21 protein-coding genes are annotated in these 23336 nt (G+C 65.5%); 9 read left to right on the plus strand and 12 right to left on the minus strand.

Annotated features, from left to right (window positions below; translation table 11 throughout):
- The first annotated feature begins 471 nt into the window (after positions 1-471).
- A complete protein-coding gene (locus U5A65_RS21715; protein WP_415765349.1) occupies positions 472-1569 on the plus strand; it encodes a porin in 1098 nt (365 codons plus the stop codon).
- 55 nt (positions 1570-1624) lie between these two features.
- Here the strand turns inward: U5A65_RS21715 and U5A65_RS21720 are convergent, their stop codons facing one another.
- From U5A65_RS21720 to U5A65_RS21740, 5 genes are all read right to left on the minus strand, one after another.
- A complete protein-coding gene (locus tag U5A65_RS21720) occupies positions 1625-3589 on the minus strand; it encodes a beta-galactosidase (RefSeq protein WP_321937342.1) in 1965 nt (654 codons plus the stop codon).
- A gap of 77 nt (positions 3590-3666) precedes the next feature.
- Positions 3667-4518: a carbohydrate ABC transporter permease gene (locus U5A65_RS21725; protein WP_321915590.1), complete on the minus strand. Its 852-nt coding sequence runs from the start codon at positions 4516-4518 to the stop codon at positions 3667-3669.
- A 20-nt stretch (positions 4519-4538) separates the two neighbouring features.
- Complete coding sequence (locus tag U5A65_RS21730; protein WP_321947333.1) at positions 4539-5444, minus strand: sugar ABC transporter permease; 906 nt, start codon at positions 5442-5444, stop codon at positions 4539-4541.
- A gap of 60 nt (positions 5445-5504) precedes the next feature.
- Positions 5505-6770 carry an ABC transporter substrate-binding protein gene (locus U5A65_RS21735; protein ID WP_321915588.1) on the minus strand — a complete coding sequence of 422 codons (1266 nt, stop codon included), beginning with the start codon at positions 6768-6770 and terminating at the stop codon, positions 5505-5507.
- Between the two features lie 112 nt (positions 6771-6882).
- Positions 6883-8019, minus strand: a complete 1137-nt coding sequence (locus U5A65_RS21740) for a sn-glycerol-3-phosphate ABC transporter ATP-binding protein UgpC (RefSeq protein WP_321947335.1) — start codon at positions 8017-8019, stop codon at positions 6883-6885.
- Between the two features lie 206 nt (positions 8020-8225).
- Between U5A65_RS21740 and U5A65_RS21745 the strand changes: the two genes are divergently transcribed.
- The 3 genes from U5A65_RS21745 to solA all read left to right on the plus strand — a co-directional run bounded on the left by U5A65_RS21745 (position 8226) and on the right by solA (position 11088).
- Complete coding sequence (locus U5A65_RS21745) at positions 8226-9251, plus strand: LacI family DNA-binding transcriptional regulator (RefSeq protein ID WP_321947337.1); 1026 nt, start codon at positions 8226-8228, stop codon at positions 9249-9251.
- Positions 9252-9516: 265 nt separating this feature from the next.
- The gene (locus U5A65_RS21750; protein ID WP_321947338.1) at positions 9517-9798 is read left to right on the plus strand and encodes a hypothetical protein; all 282 of its coding nucleotides are present in this window, start codon (positions 9517-9519) and stop codon (positions 9796-9798) included.
- 132 nt (positions 9799-9930) lie between these two features.
- On the plus strand, positions 9931-11088 hold the full coding sequence (solA, locus tag U5A65_RS21755; RefSeq protein WP_321947340.1) for an N-methyl-L-tryptophan oxidase: 1158 nt from the start codon (positions 9931-9933) through the stop codon (positions 11086-11088).
- Between the two features lie 15 nt (positions 11089-11103).
- Here solA and U5A65_RS21760 read toward each other — a convergent pair whose 3' ends face one another.
- The 6 genes from U5A65_RS21760 to U5A65_RS21785 form a co-directional block, all read right to left on the minus strand.
- The gene (locus tag U5A65_RS21760) at positions 11104-12174 is read right to left on the minus strand and encodes a hypothetical protein (protein ID WP_321947343.1); all 1071 of its coding nucleotides are present in this window, start codon (positions 12172-12174) and stop codon (positions 11104-11106) included.
- A 113-nt stretch (positions 12175-12287) separates the two neighbouring features.
- A complete protein-coding gene (locus tag U5A65_RS21765; protein ID WP_321947344.1) occupies positions 12288-13592 on the minus strand; it encodes an RNA polymerase sigma factor in 1305 nt (434 codons plus the stop codon).
- On the minus strand, positions 13589-14011 hold the full coding sequence (locus tag U5A65_RS21770) for a VOC family protein (RefSeq protein ID WP_321915581.1): 423 nt from the start codon (positions 14009-14011) through the stop codon (positions 13589-13591). The genes U5A65_RS21765 and U5A65_RS21770 overlap by 4 nt, the downstream gene beginning before the upstream one ends.
- A 32-nt stretch (positions 14012-14043) precedes the next feature.
- The gene (locus U5A65_RS21775; protein ID WP_321915580.1) at positions 14044-14463 is read right to left on the minus strand and encodes a YciI family protein; all 420 of its coding nucleotides are present in this window, start codon (positions 14461-14463) and stop codon (positions 14044-14046) included.
- A gap of 144 nt (positions 14464-14607) precedes the next feature.
- Positions 14608-14961, minus strand: coding sequence for a YciI family protein (locus U5A65_RS21780; RefSeq protein WP_321947345.1), 354 nt, complete (start codon positions 14959-14961; stop codon positions 14608-14610).
- A 94-nt stretch (positions 14962-15055) separates the two neighbouring features.
- Positions 15056-15673 carry a TetR/AcrR family transcriptional regulator gene (locus tag U5A65_RS21785; RefSeq protein WP_321915578.1) on the minus strand — a complete coding sequence of 206 codons (618 nt, stop codon included), beginning with the start codon at positions 15671-15673 and terminating at the stop codon, positions 15056-15058.
- 88 nt (positions 15674-15761) lie between these two features.
- Here U5A65_RS21785 and U5A65_RS21790 point away from each other — a divergent pair, with 88 nt between their 5' ends.
- The 5 genes from U5A65_RS21790 (at position 15762) to U5A65_RS21810 (ending at position 22195) form a co-directional block, all read left to right on the plus strand.
- Complete coding sequence (locus tag U5A65_RS21790; RefSeq protein ID WP_321937329.1) at positions 15762-16901, plus strand: MBL fold metallo-hydrolase; 1140 nt, start codon at positions 15762-15764, stop codon at positions 16899-16901.
- Between the two features lie 354 nt (positions 16902-17255).
- A complete protein-coding gene (locus U5A65_RS21795; RefSeq protein WP_158762746.1) occupies positions 17256-18515 on the plus strand; it encodes an ROK family transcriptional regulator in 1260 nt (419 codons plus the stop codon).
- Positions 18502-20055, plus strand: coding sequence for a sugar ABC transporter ATP-binding protein (locus tag U5A65_RS21800; RefSeq protein ID WP_321947347.1), 1554 nt, complete (start codon positions 18502-18504; stop codon positions 20053-20055). The genes U5A65_RS21795 and U5A65_RS21800 overlap by 14 nt, the downstream gene beginning before the upstream one ends.
- 41 nt (positions 20056-20096) lie before the next feature.
- Positions 20097-21140, plus strand: coding sequence for an ABC transporter permease subunit (locus tag U5A65_RS21805; protein ID WP_321915575.1), 1044 nt, complete (start codon positions 20097-20099; stop codon positions 21138-21140).
- Positions 21141-21253: 113 nt separating this feature from the next.
- Positions 21254-22195 carry an ABC transporter substrate-binding protein gene (locus U5A65_RS21810; RefSeq protein ID WP_321915574.1) on the plus strand — a complete coding sequence of 314 codons (942 nt, stop codon included), beginning with the start codon at positions 21254-21256 and terminating at the stop codon, positions 22193-22195.
- Between the two features lie 46 nt (positions 22196-22241).
- On the opposite strand, the gene U5A65_RS21815 is transcribed toward U5A65_RS21810, so the two are convergent.
- The gene (locus U5A65_RS21815) at positions 22242-23213 is read right to left on the minus strand and encodes a sulfonate ABC transporter substrate-binding protein (RefSeq protein ID WP_321937327.1); all 972 of its coding nucleotides are present in this window, start codon (positions 23211-23213) and stop codon (positions 22242-22244) included.
- Positions 23214-23336 lie beyond the last annotated feature (123 nt).

A 23336-nucleotide genomic window follows, 5' to 3' on the forward strand; every position in this document is an offset into this window, starting at 1 on the left:
GGAAAGGGGCGTCGTTTTTGGGGCAGAGTGTGATCGTTTCTCCCAGGATGACAGATTCCGCACGGTCGTACAAAAATAGCCCCCATCGAACCTTGCATTCCGTCCACGTTGCACACCTCTCGTCTGGGGAGAAACGATCGGTGAACGCGCATTCAATCCGGCTCATGCCTTGCAGCAAGCCCACGATGACCACGCGCTCGCCCACGATGCTCCAGCGCGAGCGACAGGACCCCGGCCGCCGCGCCAGAGCGCCGCACTTCGCGCTGTACTGCGTGCAGTGCGCTGCGCAGTACGCTGAATAGCACCCCGAGCAGTACTCCCAGTTTCCCGATTTCGAGCGGTTCCGCCAGGAACCCCGGCCTCCTGTTGCCTGAAATTTTCTGTGCGGTTTTACCTGGAGCATTGCCTGAAGCGCCCGTAGCACCGTGTCAGCATCGACCTCAATCCATAAATAACACTAAGGATGACGAAATGTTACAACGCGACAACCTCGGCATGAAACGACTGGTGCGCTGCCTCGCGGCGGCCGGTTTGATGGGCGCGGCAGGTGTCGCGAGCGCGCAGAGCACCGTCACGCTGTACGGCATCGTCGACGGGTCGATTCTCTACACGAGCCACACGATGAACATGCTGACGGGCCAGAACGCCGGTCATCAGTTCTCGTTCACGGACAGCGGCATGTCTGGCTCGAACTTCGGCATGCGCGGCGTCGAGGACCTGGGCGGCGGCATGCGCGCGGTGTTCGCGCTTGAAAGCGGCATTAGCATCGCGAACGGCCAGTTCAGCAATTCCAACGGCAACTTCTTCGGGCGTCAGGCGTGGGTCGGCATGGAAAGTCCCTACGGTACGGTCAAGGCCGGTTTGCAGTACTCACCGTTCTTCCTCTCGCTTTACCAGACAGACCCGCGCGGCATGTCGTACTTCGGCAGCGGTCTCGTGAGCTACGTGAACAACGTGTACGTGACCGGCCTCTTCAACAGCAACGCGATCACCTACACGTCGCCGGAAATCGCCGGCATCCAGGCGATGGGCATGTTCGCCATGGGCGGCGCAGCGGGCAACTTTCAGGCGGGACGCCAGTATTCGGCGAGCCTGCGCTACCACATCGCAGGCTTCACGCTCACCGGCGCGCTCTACAGCGGCAACGCCGGCGGCAGCGCGACCTCCACGCCGGTGCCGAGCACCGTGGAGTTCGTGGGCCGCACGATCGGCGCGAGCTACCGCTTCCCGAACTCGTTCACGATCTCCGCTTCGTATGCCCTCTACAAGGTTGCGCAGTCGTTCGACAACAGCGTCTACTCCGGCGGGTTCAGCTACATGATCACGCCCTACCTCGACGTGGATGCAGGCGTCTGGTACACGCGCGACGGCAACGACGGCAGCAATCACTCGCTGCTCGCGTCGACCGGCCTGCAGTTCTTTCTCTCCAAACGCACGACGCTTTACGGCCAGTTTGGCTACGTGAACAATCACGGACGCATGGACACGGGCCTGTCGATCAACAACGCGCTCTTTGAAGTCTCCGGCTCGACGGTGGGCGCAAGCATCGGCATACGGCATCTGTTCTGATGCGCGGCAGTGTTCCGCGAAGCGCGTGGCGCGACGCGGAACACGCTCGCGTGGCCTAGCCTTCTCGCCACGCGCACACGTCGCCTCGCGCAAGCTCACGCGCGCCCAGCACGAACTGTGCCCCTTCGGGGGCCGGAGCCTGCGCCCGTTGCTCGCCAAAGTTGAAGGCGAAACATAATCCGCCGCGCCGGCTCACTCGCATCCCCTCCGGCAAACGCTGCGTTGCGAGGCCCGCGCCGCGCGCAGCTTCGTCGAGCATGGCGAGATGCAGTTCGCGCGTGAACCACGCGGCGGCGTAACGCACGCGCCCATGTGAGAGCAAGGCGGGCCAGCCGTCTTCGAATTGCGCCTGAATGCGCGTAGCTGCGTTCGCGCGCACGTGGTCCCGCCAATGCACGGCCGCACCCTGCACGCCGCCTACCGTGAGCGCGGGCGCGAGCGTTGGCCGCAGCGATTCGGCCTCGAGCACCTGCAAGGGCAGCACGCGCTGCAATGCGCCGGGCGGCAATTCGCCGGGAATGGCGAAGTGCGCGGTCTTCGAACCGCTGCGCGGCCCGAACACCCAGAGGCCGTCGCTGCGCTCGATCTGATCGACGAAGCTGTCGTCGATCACCGCCAGCGACGGCACCACCACGAGCCGGTACGCCGAGAGATCTGCATGCCGCGAGACGATTTCGACATCGAGGCCGAGTTCGCGCAGCGCGCTGTAGTAGTCGAACGCGAGCGTTTGATAGTCGAAGCTCGCGCCGTGGCGCTGGATCTCGTACATCCACTGGGTTTCGTAGTCGAACACGAGCGCCACCTGTGCGCGCCCCGCCGGCGCAAGCGTGCGCAACGCATCGTTCGCCGCGATCTCGCGCGCGGCCTGCTCCACCTCGCGGCCGCCCGGAGACAGCTCGTTATTCGGCAGATTGAGGCCCGAATGCATCTGTTCCTGCGCATACGGGCACTGCCGCCAGCGGAAATACGAAACAAGTTCGGCGCCGTGCGCGAACGCTTCATAGGCCCACAGGCGCACCATGCCAGGCGCCGGCACCGGATTCCAGGGCGCCCAGTTCACCGGCCCCGCCTGCTGCTCCATCACCCAGAAGCGTCCGCCGCCAATCGTGCGGTAACGGTCGTGGTCGAACGAGGAGACATCGGGGTGCGCGGTGCGTGCATAGCGGGCCTTCTCCGCTTCCGGCAGCCCGATCACTTCGGTACGCGCGATTGGATAGCTGTCCCACGTCGCCACGTCAATGGCCTTGTCCGCAGCAAACCGGTAGTGATCGAAGGTCGTGAAAAAGCCCATGAAGTTGTGCAGTACATCCGCGTTCGGCGCGTAGCGGCGCAGCACCTCCGCCTGCTCGCAATGAAAGCTCGCGACTTCGTCGGACATGTAGCGGCGAAAATCCAGATGGTGCGCCGGGTTGGCGTCGGTCGGCGTGCGTACCGGCAGCCCCACCGCTTCGAACGACGGGTACTCCATGCTCCAGAACACGTTGCCCCATGCTTCGTTGAGCGATTCGATCGTGCCGTAGCGCTTTGCGAGCCACGTCTGGAAGCGGCGCTGTGCGGCGTTCGACCAGCTCGGCACGGTGTCGTGGCAGCCCAGCTCGTTGTCGGTCTGCCATGCAACCACCGCCGGATGCGCGCCGTAGCGCTGCGCCATCGCCTCGGTAATGCGCACGCAATGCGCGCGATACGGCTCGCTCGCAATGTCGTAGTGGCGGCGCGAGCCGTAGTTCCATGGCGTGCCGTCCGCGCGCACGGGAAGCATGTCGGGCGTCGCATCGACGAGCCACTTCGGCGGCGATGCCGTGGGCGTGCCAAGCACGATCTTCAGGCCGCGCGCCGCGAGCGTTTCGATCGCGTCGTCGAGCCAGGTCCATTCATACACGCCCGCGCGCGGTTCCATGCGGCTCCACGCGAATTCGCCAATGCGCACGTGCGTGATGCCGAATTCGGCCATGCGGCGCGCGTCGTCGGCCCACATCGTGCGCGGCCATTGTTCGGGGTAGTAGCAAACACCGATTTGCATGAGTGACAATCCGCCTCGGAATAACGTCGGGATAACGAATTAGATGAAAAAGGGCCTTCGGCTGCGGCAAGTCCCGATCAGCCCTTGCTCGCGCCGAAGGTAAGCCCCGCGACAAAATGTTTCTGCATGGCGAAGAACATCAGCACCGAAGGCAGCGCCGCGAGCACCGAGCCCGCCGCCACGAGATTCCACGCCGTGGTCCACTGCCCCTTGAGCGCGGCCACGCCCACTGTGATCGGCGCGGCGTCGTCGCCTTGCGTGAGACACAGCGCCCAGAAGTAGTCGTTCCAGACGAACGTGAACACGAGAATGCCGAGTGCCGCGAGCGCGGGCCGCACGAGCGGCATGACGATGCGCCAGTAGATCGCCCATTCGCTCGCGCCTTCCACGCGCGCGGCCTCGATCAACTCGAACGGCAACTGCTTGATGAAATTGCGCAGGAACAGCGTGCAAAATCCGGTCTGGAACGACACGTGAAAAATGATGAGCGCCCACACGGTGTTGTAAAGCCCCACGCGCAGCGCCATGTCGCGCACCGGAATCATGAGGATCTGGATCGGCACGAAATTACCCGCGACGAAGGCGAACAACACCGCCGTGTTGCCGCGAAACCGATACGTGGAGAGCGCGAAGCCCGCCATCGAGGCCAGCGCGATGGCGCCGATCACCGAAGGCACCGTAATCAGCACGCTGTTCGCGAAGTAATGGAGCATGGGCGTTTGCGTGAGCGCCGCGCCGTAGTTTTCCAGCAGGGCGAAGTGCTTCGGCCAGCCCCAATAGTCGCCCTGCTGCAATTCTTCTGTAGAGCGGATCGACGTGACGAGCACCGCGAGCATGGGCAACAGCCAGAGCACGAGCGCAATCGGCAACGAGATCTTGTAGAGCGCGCGATTCGCGGGTTTCCAGCGATCGACGGGAAGCGGATACATAAGCGGCAACTCCGTGAAAATCAGCGTTCTTCGCGCAGCATGCGGCGCAAATGGAACACGATATAAACGAGCATGATGGCGAACAGCACGACGGCAATCGACGCCGAGTAGCCTTCGCGGTAATACTTGATCGCCTGGTCGTACATGAAGTACGCGAGCACGGTGGAGCTGTCGAACGGGCCGCCGCCGCTCATCACCGCGATGAGGTCGAAGCTGCGCAGCGCGCCGATCACCGTGAGCACAATGGCCATGAAGGTGGCCGGGCGAAGCTGCGGGAGCACCACGTGCCAAAAGAGCCGCCAGCCTTTCGCGCCTTCCATGCGCGCGGCTTCCACGATCTCCGGGTTGATGCCCGTGAGACCTGTGAGATACAGAATCATGCAGAACGGCGTTTGCGGCCACAGCGCGGCGAAGATGATGCCGAACGTCACGAGCTTCGGGTCGCCGAGCACAGGTATGCCGTGCCCGACGATCATCTTCAGGAAACCGAAGGTCGGGTCGTAGAACCACGAGAACACGAGGCCCACCACTACGCCCGAGAGGACGAACGGTGCGAAGAACAGCGACTTCACCGCGCGTATGCCGCGCACGTGCTGGTTCAGATACAGCGCGAACACGAGACCGAGCGGCGGCGCGAGCAGGAACAGCGCGAGCCACAGCAGGTTGTTCTTGAGCGCGGTATAGAACGTGTCGGTCTGGAACAGCTCGACGTAGTTGGCAAGGCCGACAAACGTCTTCGCGGTCATGCCGTCCCAGTTATAGAAGCTCAGCGTAATGCTGCTGAAAATCGGGTAGATCACGCACAGCGTAAAGAGCGCGCAGCCCGGCAGCAGGAAGAACAGCGCGGCGCGATTCTGTTGCCGCCGCACAGTAGAGACGCGACGTGGCCGCGCCGCCCCAATGGGGCGCGCCAGGGTATCGGACATGGTGAAGTCTCGCCGGAGATTGCAGAAGGTGCGGCCAGCGGGGCCGGCCGCACCACGGCTTTACTTGTGGTAAATGCGCTGGCGCGTCGTTTCGAGGCGCGCAAGCAGCGTGTCGAGCTGCGACGGGTCGCTATAGAACTGCTGCATGGCCTTCATGCCTTCGTCGGCCATTTCCTTTTGCATGTCGCGGTCGTAGAACTGCGCAATGCCGCCGCGCGTGCTCGCGAGCGTCTGGAAGCCCACCTTGGAGATGGGATCGTCAGGCTCCGCGGCCTTGTTGTTCGAAGGCAACTGGCCCCAGCCGTGCGCGAGTTCGGCGTTGATCGCGGGCGTTTCCATGAAGGCCAGCAGCCGGCGCGCGTCGGCCTTGTTTTTAGCCTTCGCAGGAATCAGCAGCACGTTCACGGGACCGTCTTCGGCCGTCGGCACATTGGCGTCGATGATCGGGAAGCGGAAGAAGCCCACGTCCTGCTTCATGTTCGCCGGGAAGCTGGCCGAGAAGAACGTGCCCATCAGCATCATCGCCGCCTTGCCGTTCACAAGCACCGGCGCGATCGAATCCACGTCGTATGAAAGCGCGTTCTCCATGAAGCAATGGTTGTCCATCATCGTCTTCCACGTGGTGTACACCTTCTTCACGCGCGGGTCGGTATAGGGAATCTGACCGGCCATCAACTGCTGATGGAACTCGTTGCCGTTGATGCGCAGGTCCAGATAGTCGAACCAGGCCGCCAGCGTCCAGCTATCGCGCGCGGCCACGGCAATGGGCTGCACGCCAATGGCGTTGAGCTTCTTGCAGCTCTCCAGCAATTCGTCGAAGGTCTTCGGCTCCGACTTGATGCCAGCCTTGGCGAACAGGTCCTTGCGGTAGAAGAAGCCATAGGCGTCATAGCCGAGCGGCGCGGCGTACTGCTTGCCGTTCCACGTGGACGCGCTCTTCACCGAGGCGTACTGCTCGTTCCAGCCGTTCTTGGCCCAGTCCGGCGACAGGTCTTCCAGCAGGCCGCGCTCGGCGTAATAGGCCATGCGCTCGCCGTCGTGCCACGACACCACGTCGGGCGGATCGGTCGCGAGCCAGCCGCCCATCTGGACCTTGTAGGCCTCCTCCGTTATATAGGACACCTTGAGTGTCACGTCGGGGTTGGCCTTCTGGAACTTGTCGAAGGCGTCTTGCCATGTCGAGCGCTGGTTCGCGCGCGCCGAGACGTTGACGGTTAGCGTCCCGGCGTTGGCGGCCATGCTCGTGAACGCGGTCGCCGCAACGATCGCAACGGCCGCCGAGGCGCGGGCCAGCGAACCGAACGTTTTCAAGCGATTAGAAAACATCTGTTGTCTCCTGGGTCGATCCATCCAACTTGCTGTTGGACTGCCTTTGTCGACTGACGGCACTCGCGCCGCCAGACCTGGTAACCCGCTCTGCCGGCGGGGTATAACGAAATCAGGCCAGCGCCGGCGCGTGCGCTATCGCAAGCCGGGGTAGTGCAACGCCTTCTGCGTCGAACAGATGGCACGCTTGCGGCGGCACGTGTACGCGGATGCGCTCGCCCACGCCAATGAGCGAATCGCCCGGCGCTTTGGCGACCAGTGTGCCCGCCGCATGATCCGCGTGCAGATAGCTATGTTCGCCCAGGCGCTCGGCAAGGACCGTTGCGCACGCAATCGATTGATCGTCGCCGGTCAGCCGCAGATGTTCGGGACGCACGCCCAGCGTGACGGGCTGGCCGCGCTGCAATGCGCGGCCGTCCACGCAGGCGAGCAGTGTCTCTCCGCCGTTGAGCGCGATGCGCACGCCCTCCTCGTCCACCGTTTCGACGGTCGCATCGATGAAGTTCATGCGCGGCGAGCCGATGAACCCGGCCACGAAGCGCGACTTCGGATGGTGATAGAGATCGAGCGGCGCGCCGCTTTGCGCCACGCTGCCGTGGCGCTCCATGTCGGCGCCCGCGTGCAGCAGCACGATGCGGTCGGCAAGCGTCATCGCCTCGACCTGGTCGTGCGTGACATACACCACGCTCGCGTCTGTGAAACGCTGGTGCAGGCGCGCGATCTCCACACGCGTGTGGCTGCGCAATGCGGCATCGAGGTTGGAAAGCGGCTCGTCGAACAGGAACACGCCGGGCTCGCGCACGATCGCGCGGCCAATCGCAACGCGCTGCCGCTGCCCGCCGGACAGCGCCTTGGGATGCCGGTCGAGCAGCGCCTCCAGTTGCAGGCTGCGCGCGGCGTCGCGCACGCGGCGCTCGATCTCGGCCTTCTGCACCTTCGCGATCTTCAGGCCGAACGCGATGTTGTCGAACACCGTCATGTGCGGAAAGAGCGCGTAGCTCTGAAACACCATCGCCACGCCGCGCTCGGCAGCGGGCACGTCCGTCACCACGCGCGAACCGATGCGCAATTCGCCTTCGCTCAGTTCCTCGAGGCCCGCGATCATGCGCAGCAGCGTGGACTTGCCGCAGCCGGAAGGCCCAAGGAACACACAAAACTCGTGATGCCCGATGTCGAGATCGACGCGCCGGACCACCGGAGGATGATCGCCGTAGCGTTTGCCGACGCCCGAGAGCTGTATCGTCGCCATGTTCTCGCCTCGAAATTTAAGCGCTTAAATTTTTATGCTGAAAACACCACGCAACTCTTGCACAGCGGGCATTTAACCGCTTAAATTCGAATCCGGCATACTCGCGCATTCGTTGTCTCCGTTGATGTTGTGGGAGAAAAGTAGCAAACCCGGCCGCAGCATTGCAACATTTGAATCATCTTCCCTGAATGTGGGAAAGGTCCTCCATGGTCACCTTGTCAGAAGTCGCGCGCCGCGCTCGCGTTACCGCGGCGACCGTCTCGAACGTGCTGCGCAACCGGGAGAAAGTCCGCCCCGAGACAGCCGAGCGCGTGCTGCAGGCCATCGCCGAACTTGGCTACCGCCCCAACCTCAATGCGCGCGCGCTGGCGCAGGGCCGCTCCTCCACGCTCGCGCTCATGCTCTCGAACATCTCCAACCCGTTCTACCCCGAGTTCGTGCTCGCGGCCGAGCGCGCCGCGCGCAAGGCGGGTCACTTCCTCATGGTCTGCAACACCGACGACGACGCGCAAATCGGCCGTGCCTACCTGAACCAGATTGCGGGCACCTTCGCGGATGGCGTGCTCGTGATGAACACCGACATCGCCATGAACGAGCTGTGCATTTCGGCCATGCACAACGGCCCTATTCTGCTGGCGATGTGGGAGCACCCCGAAAATCCGCCCGTGCTGCCGTGCGTGGCCGTGGACTTCGCGCGCGCCGGTGCGCTCGCCGCGCAGCATCTGCTTGAGTTGGGACACCGGAATATCGCCATGCTGATCGGCGACGGCTGCGGCGGCTTGCAGGACGCGCGTTCGGAAGGATTCCGAACGGCCTTGCGCGAAGGCGGCGTGAATCCCGCAAGCGTGGCGCAGATGCAGGTGCGCGACTCGATCGACTCCGGCTATGCGGCCTGCCACGCATTGCTGGCGCAGCACCCGAATGTGAGCGCGATCTTCGCGACCAACGACCTGCTCGCGATCGGAGCGATTCAGGCGCTCGTCAGCATGGGGCGCGCCGTGCCCGATGATGTGTCCGTGATCGGCATCACCGACATTCAGCTCGCCCATCAGATGCGCCCCGCGCTCACCACGGTCGCGATCCAGACCGAGGCCGTGGCCGAACTGTCGATCCGCAGCCTGATCCGGCTGATCGCAGAACCGGAGCAGCAGCCGCCCATGGTGCTCGGGCCGCCGCCGGAGCTGGTCACGCGCATGTCCACGGGGCCGCGCAGGCGGCGCGCGCGGGACTGAATGCGGTGTGGCGAAAACGCCACCGCGCCGAAAATTGAGACGCAAGGTCAAGCAACCCCCTCCGAGCGCGCTACATTTGCGCTACAGCGAGACACGTCTGCCTGCTCCTGCGGCGGCTGGCCCGTCTGATGGACCGGATTCCTGCGTTCCGCATGGCAATGCCTGCCGGGGGAGAGGCAAGCCGTGCGCGGCATTTCATATGCCAGGAACGCACCGATTCGGGCCGTGCAGCCACCATGGCGACCTGAGAGAACCCAAAAAGAAAATGAGCATCCTGGCCAAACACGTGCCTCCGAAGATCACGGGGCTACTGCCCGCAACGCTGGCAGACACGCAACTCGACCACGTCGAGCGCATGGTCCAGTACTACACCCACCACGGCGACGCTGCGGTGAGCGGCTTCGACTACGCCTACTGGCGCAAGCGCCTGCGAGCCGTGGCCGAAACCTACGATCTCGTTGCGACCCAGCGCAAGCGCATCGTCGACCTGCTCGACCGGCTCGAACGCGACGCCCTGCTCAGTTTGCCGCCGCACGAGCGGGTCTGATCCGGCGCGCGCGGCCTCGCTCGACAGGTGCGGGCGAAGCGCCGACAATAAATGCCCTTTACGTGCGCGCGGTCCCGATGTGCGGGGCCGGGCGCGCAGACGTTCGCGCGCCTTGGCGCGCACAGGGCACACATGCAGGACACAAACGTAAGCAATCGACATTTCGACACGATCATCGTTGGCGCAGGCTCGATGGGGATGGCCGCCGGCTACTATCTGAGCCGCCTCGGCAACAAGGTGCTGCTGCTCGACGCCGGCGATCCGCCTCACGATCAGGGCGCGCATCACGGCGCCACGCGCCTCATCCGCCACGCCTACGGCGAAGGCGCCGCCTACGTGCCGCTCGCCTTGCGCGCCCAGCAGCTTTGGGAAGACCTCGAGCAGCACGCGCAAACGGCCCTGTTCGTGCGCACGGGCGTCGTCAATATCGGCTCGCCCGGCGACGCGTTTCTGCGCGAGGTGCAGGCGAGCGCGGCCCGCTACGACATTGCGCTCGAAACGCTCGACGCAGCCACGGCCAGCCGGCGCTGGCCAGCATGGCGCCTCAGGCCGGAGCAGATCGCGAGCTTCGAACCCGGCGCGGGCGTGCTGTATTGCGAGCGCGCGATCAGCGCTTACCGCCAGCTCGCGACCGCGCTCGGCGCAACGCTCGGCACGAATACGCGTGTTGCACGCATCGAGTGCCATGGGCGCGAGAGCGTCAACGTCTGGACCGACAAGAACGAGAAGTTCACCGCGCGCGACCTGATCGTATGCGCCGGCAAATCGACTCGCGGCTTGCTCGCCCCGCTGGGCCTCGAGGTTCCGGTTACGCGCGTGCGCAAGAGCTTTGCGTGGTTCGAGGGCGAGCCCGGCCTCTTTGCGCCGGAGCGTTTTCCGGGCTTTTCCGTCGCCTCTGAAGTGGGGGCCTATTACGGCTTCCCCGATCTCGACGGCAGCGGCCTGAAACTGGGCCGGCACGATGGCGGCGAGCCCGTGGCGGCCGACGCCCCGCTCGCGCCATTCGGTGCGCAGCCGTCTGATCTCGGCGATCTCCAGGCCTTTCTGGAACGCTATTTACCTGGCGCGGGCAAGCTGCGCGTGGGCCGCGCATGCGAATACGACATGACGCCGGACGAGCATTTCATCATCGACCGGGTGCCCACCTGCCCGCACGTGCACGTCGCAACCGGCTTTTCCGGGCACGGCTTCAAGTTCGCCAGCGCGATCGGCGAGGCGCTCGCCGAGCGGATTACGCAAGGCGAAAGCCGCATCGACCTTGCGATGTTCGCGCGCAAGCGCTTCGCATGACGAGGCGGCCTTGACCTAGTTCGCGGGAATCGTCACGACCGGCGCCTTGCTGCTCGTGTCGGCTTCCGCGAGCGCCATGAGGTTTTGCAGCACCGTGAACGCATATTTCGAATCGAAGTCGGCGCGCTCGACCCAGTACGCCGTGCCGTCGTAGTCGATCACCACATAGGCATCCGCCGGCGCCTTCGGCCCCTGATGCACGACGATGATCGGACGCGTTTCGCCCCCGATCAGCCCGACGGTCGGCTTCGTCGCGCCGCTCTGCACCTGGGCGTCCGGCACCTGAACCTGGGCGCCGATATTCGTGAGGATGCCGAGCACCGAGCGCGTGACCATCGGAATGCGGTTGCCGCCCTGCGCCGAGGGGCCGTAGACAATCTCGTAGGTGCGCGTGTCGGCCGCGAGATGGAGCAGTTCGCGCACGCGCGCAAGGTCCGCCGAAACCTGCGGCGACTGCGCGCTGTTCGTCGCGCCGAGCGCGAGAAACACGCTGTTCCTGCCGTTCTCGTTACGCGACTCCACGTTCAGCTCGCCGGCCAGTTGCAGGCGACGCAGTGCCTGCAGCAACTGGAAGAACCCGGCCGAGCCCGCGCTGCCGTCTCCACCCAGCGCGCTACCGTTCTGCAGCCCGCCGATCGATTGCGCGCTGATGCGCAACAGGAGATCGACCGGCATGCCGCCTTCGGCGAGCGGCATGATCAGTTCCGGCGCAAGCGGACGGATGTAGGCGGACGCGAACGCTTCGCCCGTGGTCGGCGAGAATGTGAAGGTCGGGCGATTCGACCAGGAGACGCTGCCGGTCGCCAGCGCATAGTTCGGTTCCGAGCCCGAGCCGATATTGCCGGTCGCGCCCGCCGTCGAGTCGAATTGATACGCCGCGATGATCGAACTCACCGTGAGGAAGGCGGGCGCATCGCCGTAACGCAATCCAACCACCGCCGCGAGTATTTCGCGCTTTTTTGCATCACCTAACGCTCTTGCGTAGTCGACCTGATCCGCGCGCAAGCGCGTCGGGCCGAGATGCACACATGCCGTGCCCAGCAAGGCCGAGCACGAAACCGCCAGAATCGTCGTTTTTGAAATCATTGCAAGCTTGCGCGGCCGGCCGCGCGCAGAGAGTGGGTCCGCGCGCACAGGTAGCAAGCGTTGTGCCCCGAAATTTCAGACGTGCAGGGAATTGCCGCTCAGCGGCTCGTGTTCTATATGCGCGGCGCGCACGCCAGCGCCCTTGCCAGCAGCACTTCGCGGTCGCGCGCGTTTTGCGTGAGCGCGGCCGCGCGCTCGAATTCCGTGCGCGCCTCCGCATGGCGCCCGAGCTTGTCGAGCAAGTCGCCGCGCGTGGCCGGCAGCCACGGATAGTGGCGCAGCGCGGGCTCTGCGCACAGCGCATCGACAAGGTCGAGCGCCGCCTGCGGCCCTTGCGCCATGCCCACCGCCACCGCGCGATTCAGGCGCACGACGGGCGAGGCGTCGAGTTGCAAAAGCGCGTCATAGATCGAAACGATTTGCGCCCAGTCGGTCGCCGCCGCACTCGGCGCGCGCGCATGGCACGCCGCCAGCGCAGCCTGCAGGGCGTAGGGGCCCAGCGCAGCCGCGCAAGCCGCACCGCGCGCAATCGCGGCGAGTCCGCGCCGGATCAATAGCGCGTCCCACCGGCCGCGGTCCTGATCGGCGAGCAGCACGGCGCGCCCTGCGCGGTCCACGCGCGCGGGCAAGCGCGAAGCCTGCAGTTCCATCAGCGCAACGAGACCGTGCGCCTCGCCCTCGAGCGGAACGAGTTCCGCCAGCATGCGGCCAAGCCGCAGCGCTTCTTCGCACAGCGCGGGCCGTGTCCAGTCCGCGCCTGCCGTGGCCGCATAGCCTTCGTTGAAGATCAGGTAAATCACTTCGAACACCGAAGCAAGCCGCGGTTCGAGGTCGGCAAGCCGCGGCACTTCGAACGGGACCTTCGCGGCCGCGAGCGTGCGCTTGGCCCGCACGATGCGCTGCGCGACGGTCGCCTCCGGCACGAGAAACGCGCGCGCGATCTCCGCCGTGGTGAGGCCGCCGAGCAAGCGCAGCGTAAGCGCCGCGCGTCCTTCCTTCGGCAGCACCGGATGGCACGCCACGAACACGAGCCGCAGCAGATCGTCGCCGATTTCGTCCTCGCGCGCGGCGTCGAGCGCTTCGACGAAGTCGGGTGCGAAGTGCGCTTCGAGCGCTTCGAGATCCGCGCCCATCGCCTCGTGCGCGCGGGCATGCGAAGCCGCGCGACGCAGCCGGTCGAGCGCGCGATGTTTCGCGGCGGTCATGAGCCACGCTCCGGGGTTCTCGGGAATGCCGCTCGCAGGCCAGCTTTCGAGCGCGGCGACGAACGCGTCCTGCGCGATTTCCTCGGCCACGCCCACGTCGCGCACAATGCGCGCGGCGTGGGCGATCACCTTCGCCGACTCGATGCGCCACACGGCCTCGACCGCGCGGCGCGTGGCGGCGAATGCGTCCCGCTTGTCGCCTCGCCCGGTCACGAACCGTGCGCGCCCTTTTCAATCGCGGCCGGCGACATGTACATCAGCTCCCAGATATGGCCGTCGGGGTCTTCGAAACTGCGGCCGTACATGTCGGTGCCGTTTTCCATCGGCGGACGCTTCGACGTGCCGCCCGCCGCAAGCGCCTTGTCCACGAGCGTGTCCACTTCCTCACGCGACACGCACGAGAGGCACGTCAGCACCTCGGTGCTTTCGCGGGCGTCGACGAGCGCCTTGTCGGTGAAATTGCGCATGAAGCCGGTGGTGAGCAGCATGGCGTAGATGTTTTCGCCCAGCACCATGCAGGCGGCCTGGTCGTTGGTGAATTTCGGGTCGAACGTGAAGCCGAGCTGGCCGAAGAAGTCCATCGAGCGCTTGAGATCGCGCACGCCCAGATTGACGAAGATGTGCTTATGCATGAGTGTGTTCTCGCAGTGATCGATGAAAATGCTCAGGATGACTTACGTTGTTGCTGCAGCTGGCGAAAACTCTCCACGCCCTCGCACGCCGGAAATTCGTCGAGTTCGTAGAGCTGCCGCACTTCGACCTCACATTCAGCGCGGCCGAAGGGAGACGGGAAGCGGCGCGCCCATTCGATCGCTTCGTCGCGCGAGCGCACCTGGATCAGCGTATAGCCGGCAATCAGCTCCTTCGTCTCGGCGAACGGGCCATCGACGATCGTGGGTTTGCCGTTCGTGTAGTGCACGCGAAAGCCGCGAGAGCTTGGTTGCAGGCCCGAGGCGTCGAGCAGCACGCCCGCCTTCGCCAGTTCTTCGTGATAGCGGGCCATCTCGGCGAATATTTCCACGTCGTCGGGAGGCTCGCCCGCTTCGGTCAACGCGTTGGCGCGCACCATGATCATGAATCGCATTGTCTTCTCCTGAATGTGACGTTCGGGAATGGTCGAAGGCCCCCGTGGGGGCGCTCATGAACACGACGCGCGGCGCCCACGGAAATCGACACGGACAGCGAAATTTATTACGTGCCTGGGGAAACTACCTGGGAAGACGCCGCTTCAGCGGAAGCACGGCCCGGTTTCACGCACTTCAATGCTCGCCCATTGCGCCGCGGGACAGCGCTGCGCGATGGCGAGCGCCTCGTCGCGCGTGGCGCAATCGACGAGAAAAAAGCCGCCGATCATCTCCTTCGCTTCGGCGAACGGACCGTCGACGATGCTCGTACGGCCTTCGCGCACCTGCACGCGGGCGCCGTTCGCGTCGGCGGTAAGCGCGTGCGCGTCGATCAGCTTGCCCTCGACGGCGAGTTGATCCGCGAACGCGACCATGCGCGCGTAGAGCGCCTCGCCTTCGGATTGCCCGCGCGTATCGCGCTGGCCTCGCGGTTCGGCGATGAGCAGCATGAATGCCATGAAGGTGTCCTCCCGGTCAGCCTGCGATCCTGAAAGGCAAGAGTCTATGCCAGAAGAACCGGCGGGCGTCGGGGCCGTGCGCGCCTGCAGGCGCTCACGCGTAGCGCGCGAGGAAGAGATCGGCGGACGATTCGGCAACCTGGCGCTGCTGCGCCTCGTCGAGCGGCGGCTGGCCCATCGCGACCTGCGGCCAGAAGGCGAATGCCTTCACGACGCCTTGCAGTTGCTGCGCGGCGAACGCCGGGTCGGCCGCCTTCAGGCGGCCATCGGCGGCGGCGGCGCGCACCCAGATCGTGAGGTCCTCTTCGCGCTCGCCAATGCGGGCCACCATGTCGCGCGCGCGTTCGGGCGAGTGAATGCCCGCGGCGATCGCCACGCGCGCGAGCTTGAAAAACGCCTCGTCGTTCAGGAGCCGCAGCTTGCGCATCAGCAATTCGATGAGCTGCGCGCGCAGCGGCTCGCCCGCGCGATAGGCCGGCGCGTCGGCGGTCGCGCTCGCGTCCCAGAGCTGGCACAGGATCGACGCGAACAGCGCCTCCTTGCTTGGGAAATGGTTGTAGACCGTGCGCTTCGAGACGCTCGCGCGCGCGGCAATACGGTCCATGCTCGTGGCGTCGAAGCCCGAGGTCAGGAATTCGTCGATGGCCGCCGCGACAATGGCGGCGCGCTTGCGGTCGGTCAGGCGCTGAGGGGTGGCTGGGGTGCAATCCATTTCAAAATCTTACACCACATAGTTTACTTTTCGCCAGTTTAAACTACACTGTGTAGTCTACTTCACGCTCCCAGAGGCAGCCGCCGCCATGACCTCGCCTTTCGCATCGCTGAGCCGTACCTTGGGCCTGAGTGCCGCACAACGCGGCCGCGAGCTCTCGCACACTTCGCCGCAACATGACGGCGAGCGCTTTCGCAACGTGCGTCCGCGTCCGGCCGAGGGCCTTGGCAAGACGCTGAAGATCATGTGGAACATGATCTTTCATAAGCCGGGCGGCACCATGCCCGCCGGCGCGCTGCCCGTGCACACGCTCACGCGCGAGCAACTCGCCGCCGCGCCCGACCGCAGCGTCTACCGGCTTGGCCATTCCACGCTGCTCTTCAAGCTGCGCGGCCACTACTGGCTCACCGACCCCGTGTTCGCCGAGCGCGCCTCGCCGTTTCAGAACCTCGGGCCGAAGCGCTTTCACGCGCCGCCCATCGCGCTGGCCGACCTGCCGCCGTTGCGCGGCGTGATCCTCTCGCACGACCACTACGACCACCTCGACCGCGAAACCGTACTCGCGCTCGCCGCGACGACGGGCGTCTTTCTCACGCCGCTTGGCGTGGGCGACCGGCTCATCGATTGGGGAATCGACGGTGCGAAGGTGCGCCAGTTCGACTGGTGGCAAGGCGCGAGCGTCGAGGGCATTGAATTCACCGCTACGCCGGCGCAGCACTTCTCGGGGCGCAGCCTGTTCGACGGCAACAGCACGCTGTGGGCTTCATGGGTGATCGCCGACGCCAACCTGCGCGTGTTCTTCAGCGGCGACACCGGCTACTTCGACGGCTTTCGCACGATTGGGGAGCGGCTAGGCCCGTTCGACGCGACGTTCATCGAGACGGGGGCGTACGACCCGCACTGGCCGTACGTCCACATGCAGCCCGAGGAAACGGTGCAGGCGCACGTGGATTTGCGCGGCGACTGGCTCGTGCCGATTCATAACGGCACATTCGATCTGGCGATGCATCGCTGGCAGGACCCGTTCGAGCGCGTAACCGGCCTCGCGCTTGCGCGCGGCGTGACGCTCTCCACGCCGCGCATGGGCGAACGGTTCGATCTGGCGCAGCCGCATCGCGGCGAGCGCTGGTGGCGTGAGGTGGCCGATAGCGCAGAAAGCACGAAGGCGCCGCGTGCTTTGCGCCGGTGGTTTGGCTGTCGCGATGCGGGTGAAGCTCAGTCCTCGTAGCGCTCGCGCCTGTCCCTCCTCACCGCTGCCCGCGCGCCGCTCAGCTAAACGAACGCGCGCGGGCACGCCAACTGCTCGTTCCCCGCTTCTTCCCCTTCCTTCCCAAAGTCTCCTAAGCTTTTGCATCGGACGGCCGCGCATCGCGCCCGCGCGCCGCATCGCACCCCATTACCCTTAACGGGATTTCCCCAGGCTGACAGCCCCCGATTTCTGGCATTAAATAAATCAACTTGATTTATTTAGTCGGCGACGGATACCCCGAACGCCGACACTCCCTTCAGCTTTGCATGGGAGCTTTGCATGGGACCGGAGTCAGTGCTGAAACACTAACTCCGGGTCGACAGGAGGAGACAAGTGAGAAGTCCGCATGTCGGTCAGGGCAGCAATTCCGCCAACGTCCGCCGCTTCAACGAACGCCTGCTGCTGCAGGCGCTGCGTCGCGCGGGCGAGGCGTCGAAGGCCGATCTCGCGCGTCTCGCGAATCTCACGAGCACGGCGGTCGGCACCATCATCACGTCGCTCACGGCCAATGGCCTGATCGAGGTGAGCGGCCGCCGCGACGGTCAGCGCGGCCAGCCCGCCTCGCTCCTGCGCCTCTCGCCGCGTGGCGCGTTCGCGATCGGCGTGCGGCTCGACCGGACCAACATCGAAACCGTCCTCGTCGATTTCGCGGGTCAGATGATCGAGCGCCGCTCGCGCGACATGCTGCTGCCGCAACCCTCGGTCGCGCAAGAAATCGTGCAGCGAGACATCGCCGAACTATTAGGGTTACTGACGACCGAGGAGCGCAGCCGCCTGGCCGGCATTGGCGTGGCGCAGCCGTACAACCTCGGCAGCTGGCTGCGCGAGCTGGGCCTGCCCACCGACACCTTCCGCGTGTGGAACGACGTGGACTTCGCGGGCGAACTCGCACGCGCCACGGCGCTGCCCGTGTTCAGCGAAAACGACGGCAATGCAGCCGCCATCGCCGAGATTTTCTACGGCTGCGGGCGCCAGCGCGACGACTTCCTCTATCTGTTCCTCGGCCCGGCGATTGGCGGCGGCATCGCCATCGACGGCGACTGCGTGCGCGGCCTCACCGGCAACGCGGGCGACTTCGCGGTGATGCCCGTGCCGCCAAGCCGCCTGCCCTCCGCGCACAAGCCGGCGGGCCAGTGGGACATCCTGCTTTCGCGCGCTTCGCTCATCGCGCTGCGGCGTCACCTGCAGTATTGCGGCGAGACGATCGACAGCCGCGCCGATCTCGAAGCCTGCATCGCGCGCGGCCACCCCGGCGTGCAGGAATGGCTCGACGACTGCATCGATGCGCTCGCCCCCGCGCTGCGTTCCGCCTTCTGCGTGCTCGACGTGCCCGCCGTAGTGCTCGACGCCGACGTGGACGCGGGCCTCATCGACACGCTCATGCAGCGCCTGCGCCTCGCGGTGGCGGCCACCGCGCCTGAGGCGCGCGGCACACCCGCCCTCGTGCGCGGCACCTTCGGACCCGATGCGGGCGCGCTCGGCGCGGCCACGCTGCCCATGTTTTTCAACTTTTCGCCGCGCGCGGGCATCCTCATGGGCGCCGGCGCACAAACTTACGCTCAAGCGCAGGAGGAGAGCCATGTCGCCCTCTGAGTCCACGCCGCCGCTGCTGGAAATGCGGGGCATCAGCAAAACGTTTCCGGGCGTACGCGCGCTCGACAACGTGCGCCTCACCGTCTTTCCCGACGAGGTCCACTCGCTCATGGGCGAGAACGGCGCAGGCAAGTCCACGTTGATGAAGATTCTCTCCGGCGCCTATCAGGCCGATCCCGGCGGCGAGATTCTCATCGAAGGCAAACCGGTCGTGATCGATGGGCCGCACGCCTCGCGCGAACTGGGCGTGGCGGTGATCTATCAGGAGCTGAGCCTCGCGCCCAATCTCTCGGTCGCGGAGAACATTCATGCCGGCCGCGAGCTGCGCAAAGGCGGCCGCCGCTTCGGCACCGTCGACCGCCGCGCCATGGAGCGTGGTTGCGAAGACGTGCTCAAGCGCCTCGGCGCGAGCTTCGGGCCCACCACGCTGGTCGGCTCGCTTTCCATCGCCGAGCGCCAGCTCGTGGAGATCGCGCGCGCCGTGCATAGCGACGCCCGCATCATCGTGATGGACGAGCCCACCACGCCGCTGTCCTCGCGCGAAACGGAACGTCTCTTCAAGCTGATCAACCAGCTTCGCGACGAAGGGCTGGCGATCATCTACATCAGCCACCGCATGGCTGAGATCTACGAACTGTCGGACCGCGTGTCCGTGCTGCGCGACGGCACCTACGTGGGCACGCTCATGCGCGACGCGCTCAACGCGGAAAGCCTCGTGAGCATGATGGTGGGCCGCGATATTTCGGGCTTCTACAAAAAGGCGCATGCCCCCTACGATCCGGGCAAGGCCGTGCTCACCGTGCGCGACGTGGCCGACGACAAGCGCGTGCGCGGCTGCAGCCTCGACCTGCACGCGGGCGAAGTGCTGGGCATTGCCGGCCTCGTCGGCGCGGGCCGCACCGAGCTTGCACGCCTGATCTTCGGCGCGGAGCCGCGCGTGCGTGGCGAGATCGCCATCGACGGCAAGACGCTCCATGTACACACGCCGCGCGATGCGATCAACGCGGGCCTCGTGTATCTGACCGAGGACCGCAAGCATCAAGGCCTCTTTCTCGACATGAGCGTGCGCGACAACATCAACGTGGCCGTGGCCGGGCGCGACGCGCGCATGGGCGTGCTCGACCTCGCGCGCGGCGGCGAGCGCGCGAAGGAAGCCATCCGCTCGCTCTCCATTCGAGTGCCGAACTCGCGCGTGAACGTGGGCGCGCTCTCGGGCGGCAACCAGCAGAAGGTGCTGCTGTCGCGGCTGCTGGAAACGAAGCCGCGCGTGCTGATTCTCGACGAGCCCACGCGCGGCGTCGATATTGGCGCGAAGTCCGAGATCTACCGCATCATCAACGACCTCGCCAAAACCGGCGTGGGCATCATCGTGATTTCGAGCGAACTGCCCGAGATCATCGGCGTGGCCGATCGCGTGCTCGTCATGCGTGAAGGCGAATTCGCCGGGGAGCTTGGCGGCTATACGGGTAAGCCGATCACCCAGCAAGCGATCATAGAACTCGCCACCGGCTCGCAGCAACCGCTCGGCGAAGCCGCTTGACCTTCACCGCATACGCAAGAAACGTCCCTCAGGAGTACGACATGAAAAGCATTCTTCCCCGGCACGGTGTCGCGGCCTCGCCCACGCAGCCCGCACAAGGCGCTCAACCCGCACGCAGCGTCGCGGTCGACGGCCACCGCCAGCGCATGAAGTCGCTCGTGCGCACGGCTGGCATGCTGCCGGTGCTGGTGCTGCTGTGTATCGGCTTCGGTGTGCTGACCGATGGCTTCTTCACGCTGGAGAATCTTTCGATCGTCACGCAGCAGGCGTCGATCAACATCGTGCTGGCCGCCGGCATGACCTTCGTGATTCTCACGGGCGGCATCGACCTCTCGGTGGGTTCCGTGCTGGCCGCCGCGGCCATGGCCGCGATGATCGGCTCGAACATCGCGGGCTGGGGCTGGCTCGGCGTGCCCATGGCGCTCGCGGTGGGGCTCGGCTTCGGCCTCATCAACGGCGCGCTCATCTCGCTCCTGCGCCTGCCGCCGTTCATCGTCACGCTCGGCTCGCTCACGGCGGTGCGCGGCATTGCGCGCCTCATGGGCCACGACACGACGATCTTCAACCCGCAGCTCTCGTTCGCATTCATCGGCAACGGCACGGTGCTCGGCGTGCCCTGGCTCGTGATCATCGCGCTCGTGGTGGTGGCCGGCTCGTGGTTCGTGCTGCGCCGTACGGTGCTCGGCCTGCGCATCTACTCGGTGGGCGGCAACCCGGAAGCGGCGCGCCTCTCCGGCATCAAGGTGTGGGGCATCGAGATGTTCGTCTATGCCATCTCGGGTCTGCTCGCGGGTCTTGGCGCGGTGATGTCCGCCGCCCGGCTCTACGCGGCCAACGGCCTGCAACTGGGCCAGTCCTATGAACTCGATGCGATCGCCGCGGTCATCCTGGGCGGCACGAGCTTCGTGGGCGGCGTAGGCTCGATCATCGGCACGCTGATCGGCGCGCTCATCATCGCAGTCCTGACCAATGGGCTCGTGCTGCTCGGCGTCTCGGACATCTGGCAGTACATCATCAAGGGCCTCGTGATCGTCGGCGCCGTGGCGCTGGACCGCTACCGCCAGCGTGGCTCGGCCCGCACGTGAGCCACTGAATCCGTCAACGGACAGAAACAGGCGCGAGCGCAGGCGGTCCTGCTGCGCTCGCCGGGAAAGCACTCAAACAGGACCCAAGCAGGCCCCCCTCAGGAGACAACCTCATGTTCAAGAAAAAAGCCGTTCTCGCCGCTGCCGCCCTCACATTTGGCTTCGCACTGCAGGGCGCACATGCCGCCGACAAGCAGCTCAAGTCGATCGGCATTACCGTGGGTTCGCTCGGCAATCCCTACTTCGTGACGATCGTGCAGGGTGCGCAGGCGAAGGCCAAGGAGATCAACCCGAGCGCCAAGGTCACGGCCGTTTCCGCCGACTACGACCTCAACAAGCAGTTCACGCAAATCGACAACTTCATTTCGGCGCACGTGGACATGATCCTGCTGAACGCGACCGATCCGAAGGCGATCGAACCGGCGGTGAAGAAGGCCCAGGCGGCCGGCATCGTGGTGATGGCGGTGGACGTGAGCGCCGCGGGCGCCAACGCGACCGTGCAGACCGACAACGTGAAGGCCGGGGCGATTTCGTGCGAATACCTCGAAAAGAAGCTCAACGGCAAGGGTAATGTGATCATCCAGAACGGCCCGCAGGTCTCGGCCGTGATCGACCGCGTGAACGGCTGCAAGCAGGTGCTCGCCAAGGCGCCGGGCATCAAGATTCTCTCCGACGACCAGGACGCCAAAGGCTCGCGCGAAGGCGGCATGAATGTGATGCAGGGCTATCTCACGCGCTTTCCGAAGCTTGACGGCGTGTTCGCCATCAACGATCCGCAGGCCATTGGCAGCGACCTCGCCGCGAAGCAACTGCACCGCACCAACATCGTGATCACCTCGGTGGATGGCGCGCCCGATATCGAAACGGCGCTCAAGACCGACACGCTCGTGCAGGCTTCGGCAAGCCAGGACCCGTACAAGATGGCGCAAACGGCCGTGCAGGTGGGCTACGACATCATGAACGGCAAGAAGCCCGCCAACCCGATGATCGAAATGACGCCTCAGCTCGTCACGCGCGACAACGTGGGCAGCTACAAGGGCTGGTCGTCGCACTAAGCACTTAGCGCCAAGCGCTCCCGGAAGGCGACCGTGCCCGCAGGCGTTACGCGAGCACGGCGTCCTTCGTCACCACGCGGCGCGGAATGATCTTCAGCTCGTAGAACGTGTCCGCGATCTTCTGCTGCTGCGCGATCACGGCGGCGTCGATAGGCCGGTACTCATGCGCGTAGTGCGTGAGGCCGGTCTGGATCGTCGCCGCATCCAGCCCCTGGATCGGCGAGAGCTTCGCGGCGGCCGCCGCCGTGTTGGCGCGCACCCACTGCCCCGTCTTGCCGAGTTCGTCCAGCGCGATCGCGAGGGCGTCCTTGCGGTTCTGCGCGAATTCGCGCTGGCTCAAGAAGAACTGGTGATGACTCGCCACGCCGCTGGCATCGGCGACGAGGCGCGCGCCATCCTGCGCTTCGACGGCGGCGAGGAACGGGTCCCAGATCGCCCAGGCGTCGATGGCGCCGCTTTGCAGCGCCGCGCGCGCGTCGGCGGGTGCGAGGAATACGGGTTGCACGTCGGCGATGGAAAGGCCGTGCTTTTGCAGCAGCGCGACGAGAAACCAATGCACGTCCGAGCCGCGATTCAGGCCGATTTTCTTGCCCTTCAGCCCAGCCACGTCCTGGATCGGCGACTGCTTTGCCACGACCACGCCCTCTGCGTGCGGCGTGGGCAGTTCGTACGCCGTGTAGACGAAATCCGCGCCCGCGGCCTGAGCAAACACGGGTGGCGCTTCGCCCACGTAACCAAAGTCGATTGCGCCCACGTTCAGGCCTTCGAGCAATTGCGGGCCGGCCGGGAACTCGGTCCATGACACCTTGATGCCGAGCGGCGCGAGGCGCGTTTCCAGCGTGCCGTTCGCCTTGAGCAGCACGAGCGTGCTCGCGGCCTTCTGGTAGCCGATGCGGAACTGGTCGGGCTGATATTTCGCGAATGCGGTGGCGGGCAGCGCCGCGCCGGCGAGCGTCGCGCCCAGCGTGGCGAGAAAATGGCGGCGTGACCAGGTTGCAGGATGCGTGGGGCGAGTCATGTTCGGCTAATCCGTGTTGGCTTTGGGCATGCACCCACACGGCGCAGCCATCGAACCGTCGATGCTACCGGCATACACGGGCTCCCAGAACCGATGTTTCGCGCTAAGCAAATCACCCCAGCG

Origin of the sequence: Paraburkholderia sp. J10-1, from assembly GCF_905220165.1 — a bacterium.
Lineage (GTDB): Bacteria > Pseudomonadota > Gammaproteobacteria > Burkholderiales > Burkholderiaceae > Paraburkholderia.